The organism is Sphingobacterium sp. UBA2480, assembly GCF_002341965.1.
Classification (GTDB): Bacteria; Bacteroidota; Bacteroidia; order Sphingobacteriales; family Sphingobacteriaceae; genus Sphingobacterium; species Sphingobacterium multivorum.
Window position 1 is genome coordinate 132,193 of record NZ_DDPA01000004.1, and the last position, 16,850, is coordinate 149,042.

The 16,850-nt window shown below is 37.7% G+C and carries 12 protein-coding genes; all 12 read right to left on the reverse strand.

What is annotated here, in order from left to right; all coding sequences use genetic code 11:
* Positions 1-34: 34 nt before the first annotated feature.
* The 12 genes from B3600_RS08080 to B3600_RS08135 all read right to left on the reverse strand — a co-directional run bounded on the left by B3600_RS08080 (position 35) and on the right by B3600_RS08135 (position 16,428).
* Positions 35-1,033, reverse strand: coding sequence for an energy transducer TonB (locus tag B3600_RS08080; RefSeq protein WP_286752646.1), 999 nt, complete (start codon positions 1,031-1,033; stop codon positions 35-37).
* A 171-nt stretch (positions 1,034-1,204) separates the two neighbouring features.
* On the reverse strand, positions 1,205-2,233 hold the full coding sequence (locus B3600_RS08085) for an energy transducer TonB (RefSeq protein ID WP_115046568.1): 1,029 nt from the start codon (positions 2,231-2,233) through the stop codon (positions 1,205-1,207).
* 219 nt (positions 2,234-2,452) lie between these two features.
* A complete protein-coding gene (locus tag B3600_RS08090; protein ID WP_286752647.1) occupies positions 2,453-2,884 on the reverse strand; it encodes a nuclear transport factor 2 family protein in 432 nt (143 codons plus the stop codon).
* A gap of 397 nt (positions 2,885-3,281) precedes the next feature.
* Positions 3,282-3,467 carry a hypothetical protein gene (locus tag B3600_RS08095; protein ID WP_286752648.1) on the reverse strand — a complete coding sequence of 62 codons (186 nt, stop codon included), beginning with the start codon at positions 3,465-3,467 and terminating at the stop codon, positions 3,282-3,284.
* Positions 3,468-3,720: 253 nt separating this feature from the next.
* Positions 3,721-4,731 (reverse strand): hypothetical protein, encoded by a 1,011-nt coding sequence (locus tag B3600_RS08100; RefSeq protein ID WP_286752649.1) that lies wholly within the window; start codon positions 4,729-4,731, stop codon positions 3,721-3,723.
* 678 nt (positions 4,732-5,409) lie between these two features.
* Positions 5,410-6,501, reverse strand: a complete 1,092-nt coding sequence (locus B3600_RS08105; RefSeq protein ID WP_286752650.1) for a hypothetical protein — start codon at positions 6,499-6,501, stop codon at positions 5,410-5,412.
* Positions 6,502-6,588: 87 nt separating this feature from the next.
* Entirely contained in the window at positions 6,589-7,908 is a 1,320-nt protein-coding gene (locus B3600_RS08110; RefSeq protein WP_286752651.1) for a DUF4302 domain-containing protein, read from the reverse strand.
* A gap of 4 nt (positions 7,909-7,912) precedes the next feature.
* The gene (locus B3600_RS08115; protein ID WP_286752652.1) at positions 7,913-9,313 is read right to left on the reverse strand and encodes a substrate import-associated zinc metallohydrolase lipoprotein; all 1,401 of its coding nucleotides are present in this window, start codon (positions 9,311-9,313) and stop codon (positions 7,913-7,915) included.
* A gap of 12 nt (positions 9,314-9,325) precedes the next feature.
* Positions 9,326-10,804 carry a RagB/SusD family nutrient uptake outer membrane protein gene (locus tag B3600_RS08120; protein WP_286752653.1) on the reverse strand — a complete coding sequence of 493 codons (1,479 nt, stop codon included), beginning with the start codon at positions 10,802-10,804 and terminating at the stop codon, positions 9,326-9,328.
* A gap of 12 nt (positions 10,805-10,816) precedes the next feature.
* A complete protein-coding gene (locus B3600_RS08125) occupies positions 10,817-14,440 on the reverse strand; it encodes a SusC/RagA family TonB-linked outer membrane protein (protein ID WP_286752654.1) in 3,624 nt (1,207 codons plus the stop codon).
* Between the two features lie 256 nt (positions 14,441-14,696).
* Positions 14,697-15,854 carry a FecR family protein gene (locus B3600_RS08130; protein ID WP_286752655.1) on the reverse strand — a complete coding sequence of 386 codons (1,158 nt, stop codon included), beginning with the start codon at positions 15,852-15,854 and terminating at the stop codon, positions 14,697-14,699.
* 46 nt (positions 15,855-15,900) lie between these two features.
* Positions 15,901-16,428 (reverse strand): RNA polymerase sigma-70 factor, encoded by a 528-nt coding sequence (locus tag B3600_RS08135; protein WP_286752656.1) that lies wholly within the window; start codon positions 16,426-16,428, stop codon positions 15,901-15,903.
* Between the last annotated feature and the right edge of the window lie 422 nt (positions 16,429-16,850).

Genomic DNA, 16,850 nt, shown 5'->3' on the forward strand with positions numbered 1-16,850 from the left:
AATCGAAGGCTGTTATTTTTTTAGATACTTTTGATTATATCCCACTCAAATTTAACCTTATAGGCAATGTATAGCCAACCCGCACAGGTTCACCACGGAGGATACCGGGTTTCCAGTCTCTAAGCTTTTTTACGACCTGTATACCAGCCGCCCCTGTACCGAAACCCAAATCGTTCTTTACTTTCAAATCTTCTATTCGGCCGTGTTGATTTATAATGAACGCTATTTCTACAGTACCACTTACACCATTCATCATGGCTTGTTTTGGATATTCATAATTTCTTGCCACAAAATACAACATTTCCTTGGTGCCTCCAGGATATTCGGGTTGCGTTTTATAGGTCGTAGAATCATATGGAATGACGACACCATTTTCTTTTGTTTTGGTGCCTGACAGTAATTTATCTGCATTATAATACTCTACAAAGGAATCACGACCGCTCTTTCCTCGCCACTCCCCTTCACGCATATTATTGACCAGCTGACCTTCTTCAGTTTCTTCCTTTTCATCTATACTAAAACGAATAATACCATTTCCATTTTCTAACTTTTTAGTGTTTAAAGAGTCATAATACACCACATAGATCGGCTTCTTCACCAGCACTTTTTTCTTCTTAAGTTCGCTTGGATAAAATACGACCATTTTCAACCTATTGTTGGGGTATAGATAAAATGCGGAATCGATCAATTTACTCTCATCGTTAAAGTTCTCAAGACTTTTGAGTGTGCCATTTTCATAGAATTCATATTTTTTACCTAGAAAATTGAAAGGTGCGTTCCCACTCTTACTTATCGCATTTAACTTTAGCGAGTCATTGCGTAGATAATACTCCGCTATTCGATACACTTTATCCTTTCCCGCCGCATCGATCTGAATTGCTCTTAAAAAATAAGCCGAGTCTTGCTTCTTCGTCTCCTCCCCATTTTTCTTATGATAAGTGGTAAAAGTAACTTGTGCCGAAAGCCTCAATCCGCACAGGTTCAATAGAAAAAAACAAATAAGTTTCGTCGAAAAGTCTAAATAATACTTCATAATAATTGTTAATGCAACGGTAATAATAAGAAATATCGAGATTAATTAAAAAATTAATAGGTTAAATAATGTTTAATTTTATCGCCAGGGGGATTGCAAAACACTTCTTTTATGTTATCCACATTATGTTAATAACATTGTGGATAACATAAAAAGCTACGGTCATCATCATCAACGCGCAAGATTTAGCCGTATGGGCAAGGTATAACCCACTCTTACGGGCTCACCTCTCCGAATACCCGGTTTCCATTTTTTAAGCATTTTTACAACTCGGATACCAGCTTCACCAGTATTAAATCCTAAATCACTCTTTACTTTTATATCTTCGATGTGACCATCCCTATCGACCACAAAATCTATTTCTACTAAACCATTTACCCCATTTTTGACGGCTTCTTTGGGATATTCGTAATTTTTGGCAATAAAAGTCAATAACTTATATATACCTCCAGGGTATTCCGGTTGCACAAAATAAGTTTTCGCATCATAGTTTATGAGCTCCCCATTTTCTTTGATTTTACTACCCTTTAATAATTTTCCTTTTTTATATGTTTCGACAAAAGTTTCATTATCTGCCCGTCCTTTCCACTCTCCATCACGCAAATTATTGACCATCCTCCCTTCTTCAACATCATCGTCACCGCCTTCGCGTAAACGAATTAAACCATTTCCATCCGACAAGGTTTTATTCTCTAAAGAGTCAAAATAAGCCACATAAATAGGATCTTCTGCCATCCGATCGCCTCTTTTATTTAATGAGCTTGGGTAAAACACCGTCAATTCAGGCTTACCGCTTGGGTACCAATAGTATGCAGAATCTATCAGTTCACTCTTTTCACTGAAATTTTCCAGGCTCCTTAACACTCCATTTTCGTAAAACTGTGATTTCTGACCTTGAAAGCTAAACTGAGATTTCTGACCCTGAAATCTAAATGGAAAACCAGCGTCTTTGCTGGTTCCTTTTAACTTAATCGTGTTGCTATTGATATAGTACTCTTCGACTACATAATATTTTTTGTTTTGTTCGCTTACAGGACGAATGATACGTTTAAAATAAGCGGGGTCTTTCGCTGTTATCTCTTCCCCATCTTTTTTATGAAATGTTGTGTCGATATCTTGGGCTACAGTAGTCTGCAGGCAAGAAATCATTAGTACAATGAGGCAAGCGAATTTTGACAATTGATTTAAATAATATTTCATAAAATGCGCAGTATAATAAATGTAGGAGGCAATTTACACAATTCATTTGATGGTCTTTTCAACACTGACCCATAAACAGTTTTCCACACAATGTTAATAACGATGTTGATAAGTTTTAAAGCACATTAAGATTAACCAGCATAAAAAAGCATTAAACACAAAAAAGCCACATCATCCCGACGTGGCTAAAATAAACATATGAATTTAATTAAACAGTTTCTATTTATAGGAGTTTACGGAGCTTGTAACCTTCCAGGTTCCCGATTCATTGATTAATGTCACTAGATCTGTTTTCGTGAAATCGTCAAACTTCATGGTGATACGCGCTACCATATAGTTTTCAGATTCCTCAAGGACCTCAGTACTTGTGCTGCAGTTCAATTTTTCACCTTTTTGCTTTTTCAGGAAGGAAATGACTTCCGAACGGCTATTGGTACGTGTAGCTTTTCCCTGAACTTTTTGATTGAATTCGGATGCAAACAATTTTTCTACGCCCTGAGATGCACCTTCTGTCATTACTGACACGTAGCTATCGATAGCCAAATCGGCTGTGGAAAGGTTCAATGCTTTACCAGGGTCAGCTGCTGCCATTGCGAAAGTTGATAGTGTAATCAATGCTGCTGCTGCGAATGTCTTTACTAAAGTTTTCATAATTGCTATACTTTATATTGTTAGTTTTTTATCTCTTTTCTTATTGTCGCAAGGAAGTTGATTTTGTTGCATCATTTCCTTTAAGATTCTGATTCAAAAGTAAGACAACGCAGCATCCCATTTTATTACATTTAGATCAACAGAATAAAAAAGTCGGTAAATGGAGGTAATGGGGCGGTAAATGGATATCCGCTCCGCTAGGAAAAAATATGCGTAAAGATTAAGATCACTTTTATAACTGGAAAGCAGCTAGAGTGTAAGCAAAATGTAGGAAGAATTTCTACACAATGAAAGCCCCTTAGAAGATAGACTCAACGTGAACTCCTATGCACACAAAGTGGTTATAGTGGGGAGTTGACCATAAGTTGGGATGGAGTTGGTATTAGAAAAAGTATGATTATGTACGCCGTTCCGCAGTGTCGAATTTTGAGAATAAAGAAACCACGACACTGCTCGAGATAAAACCTACAAATAAGGAATCACCAATGGAAGACTTCTCATCCAGGAAATAGTATATAGCAGATGCTATTGAAAAGCAGACGATGAAGGACAATATTAAAACAAGTATAAATTTGGTTTTCATTAGTTAAGGGTTAATATAGTACAACTTAAAATACAAAAGACATCTAATATATAAAGGTAAATTCATTCAATTTATACCTTTAATCCATTTCAGCAACTATGAACACTATTTAACTACTCTGGAGTAAGAACGTTTTCCACAATGTTATTAACAAGCTGTGGAAAACTTCGAACACATCAAATTTTAAACGAAATATAAGACGATATACTATGCTCGGCCGAAAGCTTTTTACGATGTAAATAAGAGATACATATTATTGTTTATTCAGCAGCCGAATAAAGCTACCATTTGCATAATCGAGTTTCTGCGTATAGTAGTTTGTTTCAGGGCCTGCTACCAACGCACCTCCTATTGCACCCAGTAACACGGAAGCCACAACGACATTGGTTGCAGAAGCCGTTTCCTTAACTGGTCCAACAAAAATAAAATCATTATCCTCCTTGCTTAGTGCATAAAACTGCTCTTGACTTGAAACAAATGGATGCCCAGTATGCACTACTGCGTAATAATCCTTTGGTTTTATCTTTTTAAGCTTCCCTTTTTCATCTTCTTTAAAGAATCCTAAGTATAAATCACCATCTTTCAATTGAGCTTCTCCTCCGGATGGTGTTTGATGGGCAAACTCATCATAGGTCAGATATAACCCATCTTTCAAATCTGTGGCATTGTAAAGTGCTAATTGTTTCTTTTGAATATAGTCGTAATTTTCGATTTCAGTGAAACTGTAGCTTTTTGTCGTATCGCCGTTTTTGGTTAAAGCATCAAAGATCAGGTTATTGACCACCTCGCTTGCACGCGCCAAAGTCGCTTTGGTTACATCCATCCCTTTCACAACGATCGACGTATCAATACGGGCAACCTGTAAATAATCTCCATTAGCCTCCTTACAAAATAATATCGCTCTAAAATCCAAAAATCCCTTTTCGGAAAAAGCTCCCGTTAATTCGGCCATGCAGAACTTCTCCAACCGCATCAGTAATTCCCCATCAGCTTTATGGCCTGATGTCATTTGTTCTAATTGGTTTTGCAATTGCTTTTCCAATGATGGATCTGCCACCAGCAACCGGTTAGCGTTCAACATACCGACTTGTATAACGCCGAGATTATCTTTTATCTCTCTTGCGTCGTATAGGCTTATTTTGCAATACTTAGTGTTCTCGACGATCTTATGTGGTTTCGTAAATAGAAATGCTCTGGCCTTTTGTTGCGCTTGCACGGCAAATGTATTTATAAAAATCAACAGGATGACAATGGTCCGTTTCATTGGAGCTTTAATAGATTTTCAAAAATTAGGCAATACGCTAAGTTATCGCATTATTTTGCTTTCTGCAACATCCATACTTCTTTATGAATCACAGGCTCTCCATCCGAATCGCTATCTATATCATTTACAACGAGTTCAAGTAGTCCATTCACAAAAGTATAACGATAAGTTAACTTGTGCGCGACCGGTAATGGTTCCAATTGAAAAGTGCTGGTACCCCCTTCGATCTTATAGCTCGCTTTTACCCTATCTGTCGTCCCGCTCTAGTTGCCACTTTTGTCAGGGAAATCTTTATTTTCTTTAGTTTTTATTTCCACAAATGTGAGCACAAACGCTCCGATTATCAAATACACAACTGTTGCAACTATTCTACTGACCGTGAATTCTGTCACTTCATCTCGAAAGTAAACGTCAATAAGTTGCTGAGTTATTATGATTACTAACATGATCAGGCAGTAGATAAAAAATAATTTGCGGTGTGTTTTCATTAAAATCTATAAGTGCTGACTATTGGTGACTATATTTTTCCCGGAAAAATCAAAAGTTATAAATAAGAAGTAGTGATTAAACTACTTCTTATTTAGTTAATACAATATACATATATACTACACAACTAGGAAACACTGTTCATTAAAAAATACACACCCTTGTAACAACAGTCAATATAATTTTTTAGTTTTAAAGCGATCCAAATGGATTTAGTAAAGGAGGTAAATTATTAAATGGGCAACTCGGACATGGATTTAAACTAAACAATCTGACAAAGGCTCCATTGGATACCTCGTATATTGTATGGCTGTTTGATGTATAAAACCCCGAAGGCAGTAGTTTCTCAAAAAAAACATCGTGATAGTACCGTCCCTGAAAGAAATAAATTGTTGTAAAATAAGCGGGTTCATGGCCATTAATGATATTTTCGATTCTTCCTATTTCATCCCCAAAAGAAAAAATATTTAGATCGATATCGGCGATTTGAGAAGTGGGTATATTAATAATTGGGGGATCCTGATCTGCTTCATTCGCTTTATTTATTTTGATCCATCCAATTTGGTTTGTTGTTGGATATGAAATAATAGGTTGATTGGGTAAAAGAAAATTACTATTATAAACTTCTGCAGATATTGGAGAGGCTCCAATTACATAATTTATTGCCGCTAGAATTATAGACTCTCTATATCGATTCTGAGGAGCATCAACTATAATAGGATATGTATAATCATATATAGACTCGTAACCTAAATCTTTAATTTTTTTAATAATAGCTATCGTTTTCTCAAAATTAGTAGGCACATCTTGGAAAGAATTTAGTGCTGCATGATAAGCATTTATTAATGCATTTTTTCCATTTTGACCACCATTACTCACCGGAATTAGTTCTAAAAAGTCAAAAACCTGACTAGGTGAAAAGAAATTTCTATTAACGTCAACTGGAACAGGAGCCCAGGGTTGCGGAGCAACACTTTGAGGATTATTAGGTGAATTAGAACAGCCTGTTGACCGACCAACAGAAAACCTTAACAAGCTATCCCTAAACCCATTAGTTAAGACAAGATCAAAGCTATTTCTTCCACGTAGAATTCTTAAGGTCGAATCTGAATACTTTACACCACACAAGTCTATATTACTTCCTGCACTATTGGACATCCTTTTTGAGTGAGCCAGCCCCTGGGATTCCATCTCATTCTGATCCTTAACAATTGTTGACTTTGTGCAAGCTGAGAGTAAGCACAATATCCCAAATATCAGTTTAGTGAACAATACTTTTTTCATAACCATTTTTACAAATCAGATATATTAATAATTAAATTATTAAAAAAAGGAGAGTACATGAGTACTCTCCTTAATAACTACCTTTCACTACATCTTTTTCACGTTTCCATAGAAAAATGAAGTCGGTGTATTTTTCTTAATCAAGCCACCAATCATCGCTGACTTCGAGGTAGAACTGGCTACCCAAGCCATTTCAAACTCTGCATCAATGAAATAATTTTTTATCGCCGTTATTACCCAGCCATTATTCCAGTTCGCATTTGATACCGATGGTACATAATTAGATAGTTTGATTGTATTACCACTGATGACATAATCATAAGAAGCATCCGCTAAATAATTAGTTGTACCAGACTGGAACCAGACTTCCAACTTTGCCTGTTTAGAGCTAATGAGCCTAAATGTCATGGAAATCATGGAAACGCCATTCGCGGTGTAATTAGCAATCTGATTATTCCATAAGATATTAAAATCTGACGTTACTCCGGCTGGCATTTTGCTACCTTCAATGTAAATAGCATTATATGTCTTATTGTAGTTAAAATACAACTCAAAAGGAAACACAGGTTTATCCACAACCTCAATGTTATATTCTTTCCCAGCGACATCCAATGCCACAAGTGTTCCATTAGCAGAAATCGAGAAGCTCTTCATAGCAATGTTATCGATTACTAGACCATCAAGTATTTCAATGGTATTCATACTATAATAGAATTTCGCAGATTTAGCATTAAATGCTCCATCTTCTTGTAACGAGGTAAATGACAATGATTTGTTGGCCAAATCAAAGGCTACCTGTTGCACGACGTTGTTAATACTCAATTTCAAATAGGCATTGGTATTGAAAAATGAATTAAACTTGGCAATGCTAGTCTCGTAATCTCCTTTCTGAAATTGTTCTTCCTGTGTCTTAGTAGCTTTTACTAATACGAGCGTATTCTGGTATTTTTTTCCTGTAAAAATAGCAGAATCACCTGAAAGCCGTGCAAACTCAAACTCCACATCGCTTTGATACCCCTTACCGGCTGCACCACCTGCAACACCCGGTACAGGATCTTGCATTATGCTCAAATAATTGTAGGTATCGAAGATCAATGTTCCCTTCATTCCCCACTTAAGGCGATAGGTTGAAGTCTGACTTGTTTTAGCGGATGCTGCATTGTAATCACTATACATTGACACTTTATCATCATCAGCAAACTTCATATAAAAACCATAGCCACCTTTAGCCGATGTGCCCATGCCAGCAATCCAGCCATTCGGTGCCGAGACGAGAGCTGATTTCCACTGTGCCAGTTCCTCCGAGATTCGCTCCTCAGGTGCTTCACCGAAAACAAACTCGGTCTTTTCTTTTGAACAGCCCAAAAACAGGATGCTCAAAAGTGCTATATAAAATATCTTTTTCATCTATTTATTTTAAAACAATAGGACCATAAAAATAATTGCTTGCTGTCCCGTCTACATAGAACCCGCCAAATTTCCCAAAATCAGGATCGGATGCCGTCATGGCTGTCGGGAAGAATGAAGCTACAAATACCCGATTTGTTAAATATGGGAGGATAAAACGTTCGAAAGCGGGTTTAACAGAAGAATCAGCACCGTACGTATAATTTGTACCGGCCCCCTCAGGCAGTGCCTTCGTGAACTGTGTTTTACCAGTAGCGTAATCTACCGACATATTAAAATCGTAATCGGCATTATAGGTACTAGTCCCATATTTAAATGTAGATCTAAAGGTCATTTTAGTAGCACTTGCAAAGATGAACTGAACACTTTGTACCGCCCATTCCTCTGCTGCCATCGCGTTCTTATAATTGTCGTAAACAGTCTGGAACGAACTCGATTTACCATAAGTTACATAATGTGACGCTGTCGGGTTAAAAGTAAATGACGCCACCTTGTTCCCGATCAGATAAGCCTTAAATGTCTTCGTTTGATCTACTGGATCTGTCGCACCATATCCTTCTTTCAACACACGCTGTACCTCCGCCTGTAATGCACGATAGTCGATATTATAATAATCTTTAAAATAGGACACCACAAGTTTCTCCTTTTCCCTCAATTTTGCCGCCGCTGATGGACTTGTTGTTGCACAGTAATTGTCAAACCAAACCTGTCCTTCAACAAGCAAATGGGCATTCATTTCAGCAAAATCTTCACCGAACGAACTCCTGGAATATTGGGATACAAAACCTAAACTCTTTGCTAATGCTGGCGTATTTGCAGCTCCTGTCCAATCGGCTGTATAATCCGCTTTGCTTATTTGCTCAAATGCTGGCGGAATAACAATATTCTGATTCAGAATATGTGTAAACTCATGATGGATTGTACGTACAGGTCGTTTTACCGCAGCAGGATTATTAAAGTCCAAGCTATTCAATTCATACAATACAATCCGTCTACCGTTATCCGCAGTGCCGAGCGTAATGGATCCATTGGTATTATAGGATGGAGATCCGTAAAGTACAAATTGTTTTGGTGTGTATTTTTTAATAAATGTCTTTCCACCAATCTTTTCGTAGGGCTGCAGATAGGTCGTCAGGACTGCATTCATCATGGGTTCTACTTGACCAAGGGCAACAGGAGAAATATCCCGGTTGACATCCGTAAAATTTCTTTCGAAACGATAGACTGTTTCAATATTATAGGGATTGACCAAATTGCTGGTCAACCATTTGTCCACATCATTCTGTGCTGTAATATCTGGATTATATTTTGTCAGATCTACAGTTAGGTTGTCGTTGTCTTTGCTACAGGAAAGCAAACTGCCCAGAGCAAAAACACATATCATGTAATTAAAAAATCTTTTCATAATTTGTTATGATTATCTAGGGTTCAACTCGATACCAGCCAATGTACTCTCTTGTGGGATCTGGAATACCCTTCGCGGATCTTCCGGCGACAATGTTTCAAAAGTCTCTGCACCACTTACATCAATATGATTATGCACCACAGGAATGCGGTGTCTCAAGATGTCAAACCAACGCATCCCCTCACACAACCAACCAATTTGCTTAAACTGGAGTACAGTCTTCAATAAAGCATCTTTATCATCCGAAGCGTTGAAATAGGTTTTTGATTTTTCTGCCGTCACAGCATGAGTCGCACTATTGTAGTTCACCACACGTACACTTACAAATTCATTCAAATCTTTCAGCGCGTTGGTAAAGTCTCCTTTCTGGATATACGCCTCAGCTCTATTCATCAAACCCTCATCCGCAATGAACAAAGGTTGCATGATATACGGGTAACCAATCCCTGCTGCAACGTTCGTATAATAGAAGTACTCCTTAAATACATAAGTCGTATAGTTGTTATCCGACCAACGCAGACCTTTATTGTAAAATGGAGCGCCGCAAGCGGTGCTTTTATTGTAAACACCATTGAAAATTGCTGTACCGAAACCATAGCGTGGATTCCCCCCCACATTACTTCTTTGATAATTTGAATAGGTGTTTGCCAGCAGAATATTATAGTTCTTATCGGCTTTTGTCAATTCGGTACGAAATTCTTCTGATGTATAATTTCTCAATGTGGTATTCCAAGGCCGTAAGTAAGTCAAGTAAGCTCCATTTGGCACCGCTACGTTCGCATGGGCAATCACTTTATCCCAATCTCCTTTGAAAAGAAAGAATCGGGAAGCGAATAAATGCGCTGCCGCCGGAGTGAAATGGTATTTTGGCACTTGCCATACACCGCCCTCCAATAGTGTGATGCCCTCCTCTAAATCTTTCTGAATATTTTCGTATACGGATGCCACCGTACCACGCTCATATTTGGGCAATACATCTGTTTCAGGTTTTAAAATATATGGAACACCTGGGGAAGAATTCGCTTTTCCGATCTCATAGGCCTGTGCAAAAAAAGTAACCAGCATAAAATGACAGTAAGCACGGGCTACCAAAGCTTCACCTTTATAAGGATTGGCGTCAACACCCATATGATGCTCCTCTATTGCCGCTAGTGCCTGGTTGGCATTATTAATGGCTTCATAACAAGTTTTCCAATACTGTGTCGGTGTATTTGTACCATCATCAATGATATCTTTCCAATTATAAAGACTAACAAATGGTTCATTGTTATGCCCTACATTGGGGCCCTTGTCCACCGCATTGTCCGAATAAGTTTCAGACATCGCTAAATAATCGTACCCTGGATATGCTGATCCGACTAATTGGGCGACTTTCTCTACGGTGTTTATATCTGTACGCATATCTGGTTCTTCGTCAAGAAATTTATTACAGGACGAAAAAACAACGATACCACATACAAGTGCGAATATTATATTTTTATTTCTTTTCATTTTTAGGGTCTATTAAAATCCAACTTTTAGCGAAAAAGTATATTGTCTAGGAATAGGCATGGCTACCCCACCATTGTTGAAAAACTCCGGATCTGCACCATTAAGCTTTTTATCTGAATAGAGCAGTGCAATATTATTTCCAACCAAGGCAACCGATGCTGTACTTAGTTTAAGTTTAGAAGTAATTGATTTAGGAATTTGATATGACAAACTGATATTCTTTAAGCGTATAAAATCACCCTTCGCAACACGTTCTGTTGAGTAATTATAGGCGTTATAGGGATATACGGCATCAACTGTAGATCCATCTGCTGCATACACTCTTGCACCTCTTGAAAATGCATCCAAAATAGAAGGTATATTGGTACGCGTTTCGTCACCCGGCATAATCCAACGATTGGTAATATCCCTTGACATCGAAGTCATATCATCATAAGTAGCCGAAATGGTTGGTTGTAAGCGAACAAAGTTCCCTGCAGAGAATGTAAATAAGGCAGATAAAGTAAAGTTTTTATAACTAAAATTATTATAATATCCCCCTGTAAATGTTGCATCTACTGGTCCGTGATATTTCAGATAATCCACAGTATTGTCTTGAAGCCAAATATAGGTCTCATTTCTTTCACCTTCTACACCCACATAAGTAGGGTATCCATATTGGGGATTCAAGCCATCAAACTGAAGTGAAAATAGTCCGCGCTGTGCATAACCTTTCATCGCTCCCCCCTCAGCTTTCACCAAGGACCAAATATTTGGATTTACCTCCAGTTCAGTGATTTCATTTTTGTTGATTCCAAAATTAAATTGAGTCCGCCATTTGAAATCTTGGGTTTTAACCGGATTACCTGCGACTGTCAATTCGAAACCATGAGCTTTCATTTTACCATAATTGGCATTCTTCTCATATTCACCACCGATACCCGAGGTTCTGATCGTACCTATCAGATCGAAAATATTTCGTTTATAATAATCGAAGGTGACATCCACTTTATTAAAAAAGGCTAAATCGGCCCCTATATTTAATTCGTACAACTTCTCCCAAGTCAATTGGTCATTTGCTAAACCATCATTATAGATCAACGATTCTTTTTCATTTTCATATGGGCGTTTAGCAATTGTACTATAAAATACAGCTGCAGAGTTGCTTGCATTCCCCATATTGGCAACCAAACCATAGGTACCTCTGACTCTCGCTCCAGAAACCACGGGTTTCACGGATTCAAAAAATTTCTCACTATCAATATCCCATGCACCGGATATGTTCCAAGTAGGGAGCCATCTTGCTGTACGAGATTTCCCCATTTTATTGGATCCGTCGTATCGGAATGTTCCGTTCACACTATATTTATCATTATAATTATAGGCGCCGCGCGCCGCAAATCCAACTTGACGATCCTTTCCATAGCCCATGCCAAAATATGGATCCCCACCTTCGATGGCCTTTTTGAAATAACGGTAATTTGGATTGACAAGACCACCATTTTCATACTGATAACCTACACCATCATAATTGGAATTTTGGCGATCGGCAGTCCGCAACTCCATGGTAGAAAACACATTGATCTTATGTTTTTCAATCGTTTTATTGAATTCTAAATCCTGTCTAAAATAATAGGATTTAATATTATTGATTACCGAATTGAAAAAACCTCCCTCAGGTAACACAACTACTTTCGGATCATTTGGAAAATCCGGGTCATCATATAAGAAAATGTTGCCTTCATTAACCGTAGGATTATCGTTGGCACGAAATGACATAGCCATATTGGAATTGTCCCTGATATAATGTTGCCGTTCAGATTTAGCGTAACGATAGGCTGCATTGGCAGAATAAGTGAAGTCTGGAAGAAACTTATATTTGATTCCTCCCTGGACCTTCAAATCCATCATGTTTAAATTAAGATAATTATTCTCCAATTCATTGATAATATTGAATGGAGCATAGTTTCGGGTGAAATATTCCAAACTACCATCCTCATTATAAGGTGTTATCAAACGACTTGTATTCAAAGCGTAAGAATACGGGTTGATGTCAAAATCGCGTGAATACTTACCATATACAGGGTCTGACTGACGTGTCAATGTTCCTGGAGAACGCTGATCGCGAATGGATCCATTGACCAATAATTCAGCACTAAACTTGTCACTTAATTGAAAGTTGTTACGCATATTAGCGGTATAACGCTGTACGTTATCACCGAGGGTCATACCACTATCATTCGTATAACTTGTCGAAAAGTAAGTCTGTGCTTTTGATGTTCCTGTAGAAATACTAATAGAGTGCTCTTGTAATAGCGAATTTTTGAATAAGACATCAAACCAGTTCGTGTTAGCTTGGGCATAACGCGTTAAATAGTTCAACCTATCCTGAACCGTATTTTTTAGTCCAAATGAATCTGTATTCGGATCATAAGCATACATTTGGTTATACATTTTGGCAAAGATTCCCCCATTCGATGCATTAGCTACTGAACTATGGTTATAATAACCCTTATTCTCCATTTCCAACAAAACAGACATCTGCTCTGCTGAATTCATGATATCAAATTGGTTATAGTTCGGTTTTAAATAGGTCGTAAACGTCCCCGAATAGTTGACATTTGGCTTCCCCTCGGTATTTTTGCCCTTTTTGGTATTTACAACGATAACACCATTCATCGCCCGGGCACCGTACATCGCGGTTGCTGCAGCATCTTTGAGGATAGTAAAATCCTGAATATCGTCAGGGTTTAATCCCGCTACCGAAGATCCGATCAACGTACTGGCATCTCCAGTGGATAAGGCTTCATTTGAGATATTCACCATATCCTCTAAGATGATACCGTCTACAACCCATAGTGGTTTATTGTCACCAGACAAAGACGTTGCTCCACGAACACGAATTTTAGGAGCTGCTCCAAAAGTACCAGAAACATTTTGAACGGATACACCAGCAACTTGTCCTTCCAACATCCGAGAAACATCGGGAACACCACTCCGTTCAGCATCCTTAGCATTTACTTTTGTACTTGCTCCCGTAAATAGCTTGCGATCGATATTTTGATAACCTGTGGCAACAACATCAACCACATCCAATTGATTATCCAGAGATTTCAGTACGATGGGAACGGTTGTTCTACCTTCTACAGCAATCTCCGCACTTGAATAACCGATATATTTGACGACCAAGGTTGCATTCAATGGTGCATTAATTTTAAAACGCCCTTGCTCATCTGTCTGGGTGGAAACTGATGTTCCTTTGACCGTTACTGTAGCGCCACTCAATCCTTTTCCGTCTTTATCTCTAACAGTCCCTGTAATCGATTGCTGCTGCAGTTCAATAGAAGACGGCGTAATAGTGTTAATCAAATTACTATTGACCGAAATGGTATTAGCAATAATTTTATATTCAATATTATTGCTTTTCAAAACGGCATTCAGCGCTTCTTCGACTGACGCATTTTTGACATTGACCGAAATCCGTGCTTTGGAATTTAGGTTTTCACTATACAGCACACGGAGATGAGACTGCTTGGAGATGGCAGAGAGCGCTTCTTCAATACGGGCATTTTTCATATTCAACGTGACCTTTTGTGCCGTGCTCTTAGCGTGCACACCCGTCACAAATGCGAATAGAAGACATGTACTAATTTTCATAATACGTAATGGTTTGCAAAATCGTGGGTCTTGAGGGATCAAGGACCACCTTTTGCTAAGTGGTAAGTTATTCATACATTTACACTTTGTGGTTAATTGGGATTTAATTGTTCATTTTTAGATTTAGGACCTGATGATCACATCTTTTTCTGAACAGGGATGCTGCAACATTCCTGTTCTCTTTTTTTAGGTCATTGCTTTTGATGTATTATTTTATCATAGGCGTGCTATTTACTTCTTTATAAATTGTTAATCCTTAACTTTTCGTAGCAATAATCAATTTATTGCCTTCTACTTCAAATCTTAGGTTACTGACATAGGATAACATCTCCAATACTTGAGACAGTTTTACATCACGCTCGATACTTCCGGTATACTCCTTGTCCAGCTGCACGTCTCCTCGGAAGGTAACATCGAGATCATACCAACGCGATAGTTGATGTGCAATATTCGTAATCGTTTCCTTCTTGAAATAAAACTCATTGTTGTGCCAAGCAAGATCATGTGCTAGGTCTGCCCGCCCTTTGACCAAATTATCTTTAAAAGAAGAAGCGTATTCACCAGGTAATAACTCAACAAACTGATTATTCTGCCGAACCTCGACTCTGCCCTCAGCCAACGTTGTACGCACCTGATCGGAGTAGGCGTTAATATTAAAATGCGTTCCCAGTACCTTAATTTCATTCCCTCTGGATTCTACAATAAAAGGTTGCGCTGCATTAGGGGCAACTTCAAAATAGGCTTCTCCCTCCAAAAAAACTCGGCGTTCATGAGGTGAAAACTGTGCTGGAAACTTCAATTGAGATAGCGCATTTACCCACACCTTAGTGCCATCGACCAAGGTCATTTTATAAAAACTTGCTTTGGGCACAATAAGAGAATTATACTGCAATGGAATGGCTTGATCCGTTTGTTTTACGACGAGCTCATTGCTGTTTCCGATTAAACTATTGTTTTTAGTTAAGGTTTTAGTGGAATCACTATTTAAAGAAACCTTGGTGCCGTCAGCCAGCACTAATACCGCACCACTTGTTGCAGGGGCAATATCTTGTTTTTCTGAACCTATTGCATTTTTATGATCGGAACCGGATTGAAAAAGATCGCCTTGCCATAATAAGAAACTTCCCAATAAAAATACAATGGATGCCGCAATGCCTAAGGACCATTTTCCGTAAGGCCTCACTCCATTAGTTTTTTTATTGTTCAGCTTGTGCCATGCTTTATTTGCATCCAATTGCCGTATAACGGCTAAATCTTCTTCTATATTTTTTGCCTTCCGGAAGGACTCTAAAAGCTGTCTATTCTGTGAACTGGCATTGAGCCATTCATCAAGTTGTACATTTTCCTCCGCAGTCAATTGGCCATAAAGGAATTTCTGTATTAATTCAGTGATATGTCTTGTGTTTTCTTTCATCAATTACAATAAAGAAACCTAAGACAAAGAAAAGGGTGACAAGAATTTAAATATTTTTTAACAAAAAAATAATAAGCGGAATAAATTCGGGATTCAAACGCTTGAGCAACATTTTCATACCCCGCTGCTTCTGTGTTTTTACGGTATTGATACTAATTTGTAGCTCTCGTGTAATTTCAAGATTGGATAACCCCTCGAGATAACCGAGCCGAAAAACTTGTTGACAGGCAAAAGGCATTTCCTCAATAATTTTATATATTTCCTGAATGACCTCACTGTGAATCATATTCAATTCAAGCGCCGTATTATCTTCTTCGGTAAAACCAACGACATTCCAATACTTTTGTCGCACTTTTTCATGACGGATATGATTATAACAGCCAAAACGGACAGAACTGTATAAGTAATTCTTAATAGCAATATTATTATCGCTGACTTGATCGGTATTTTTGAAATACGCAATAAAAGAGTCTTGTACCAGATCTTCTGCAACAGAAAGGTCACCAACAATCTTCCATGCAAAATGGCAAAGTCCATTATAGTGCGTCTTAAACAATACTTCTTCCTTCTGCATAGTTAAATCTCTTCTCTTACCACTTAAAAGCGGTTATTTTAGGGCATAATGTGTACCTTGCTCGATTCACGTAATAATTGTTTCATAAAAATGGAAATTATATTTTATAATTTCCAAAAAAGTACAAAAAAAAATTAACTTATGCCCCCTTACATCACAAGGCTATCCGCTTGTGACAATTTAAAGCAAAAATAAATGGCCTTAAGAGTAAAATTTCAACTGAATCTGAAAAATATAAAAGATACATATCAATAAATTTCACTATACTACTATAAAATTGTTAAAAAATGAGCCTTAAATTTGAAATATAACAGCCATTTTAGAGATGAATCACTTATAATTAATCCAAAAATCTGAATAATAACATTCTATAATCTTATAAAAATTATCGTTCCGTATAAATTTAGGCAACATTGAATGTG

What these genes read in the sequence shown, in the direction of transcription:
- B3600_RS08100 (WP_286752649.1), bottom strand. Translation starts at nt 4,731, where the DNA reads ATGAAACGGACCATTGTCATCCTGTTGATTTTTATAAATACATTTGCC.
- B3600_RS08110 (WP_286752651.1), bottom strand. Translation starts at nt 7,908, where the DNA reads ATGAAAAAGATATTTTATATAGCACTTTTGAGCATCCTGTTTTTGGGC.
- B3600_RS08105 (WP_286752650.1), bottom strand. Translation starts at nt 6,501, where the DNA reads ATGAAAAAAGTATTGTTCACTAAACTGATATTTGGGATATTGTGCTTA.
- B3600_RS08135 (WP_286752656.1), bottom strand. Translation starts at nt 16,428, where the DNA reads ATGCAGAAGGAAGAAGTATTGTTTAAGACGCACTATAATGGACTTTGC.
- B3600_RS08080 (WP_286752646.1), bottom strand. Translation starts at nt 1,033, where the DNA reads ATGAAGTATTATTTAGACTTTTCGACGAAACTTATTTGTTTTTTTCTA.
- B3600_RS08130 (WP_286752655.1), bottom strand. Translation starts at nt 15,854, where the DNA reads ATGAAAGAAAACACAAGACATATCACTGAATTAATACAGAAATTCCTT.
- B3600_RS08120 (WP_286752653.1), bottom strand. Translation starts at nt 10,804, where the DNA reads ATGAAAAGAAATAAAAATATAATATTCGCACTTGTATGTGGTATCGTT.
- B3600_RS08095 (WP_286752648.1), bottom strand. Translation starts at nt 3,467, where the DNA reads ATGAAAACCAAATTTATACTTGTTTTAATATTGTCCTTCATCGTCTGC.
- B3600_RS08085 (WP_115046568.1), bottom strand. Translation starts at nt 2,233, where the DNA reads ATGAAATATTATTTAAATCAATTGTCAAAATTCGCTTGCCTCATTGTA.
- B3600_RS08090 (WP_286752647.1), bottom strand. Translation starts at nt 2,884, where the DNA reads ATGAAAACTTTAGTAAAGACATTCGCAGCAGCAGCATTGATTACACTA.
- B3600_RS08115 (WP_286752652.1), bottom strand. Translation starts at nt 9,313, where the DNA reads ATGAAAAGATTTTTTAATTACATGATATGTGTTTTTGCTCTGGGCAGT.
- B3600_RS08125 (WP_286752654.1), bottom strand. Translation starts at nt 14,440, where the DNA reads ATGAAAATTAGTACATGTCTTCTATTCGCATTTGTGACGGGTGTGCAC.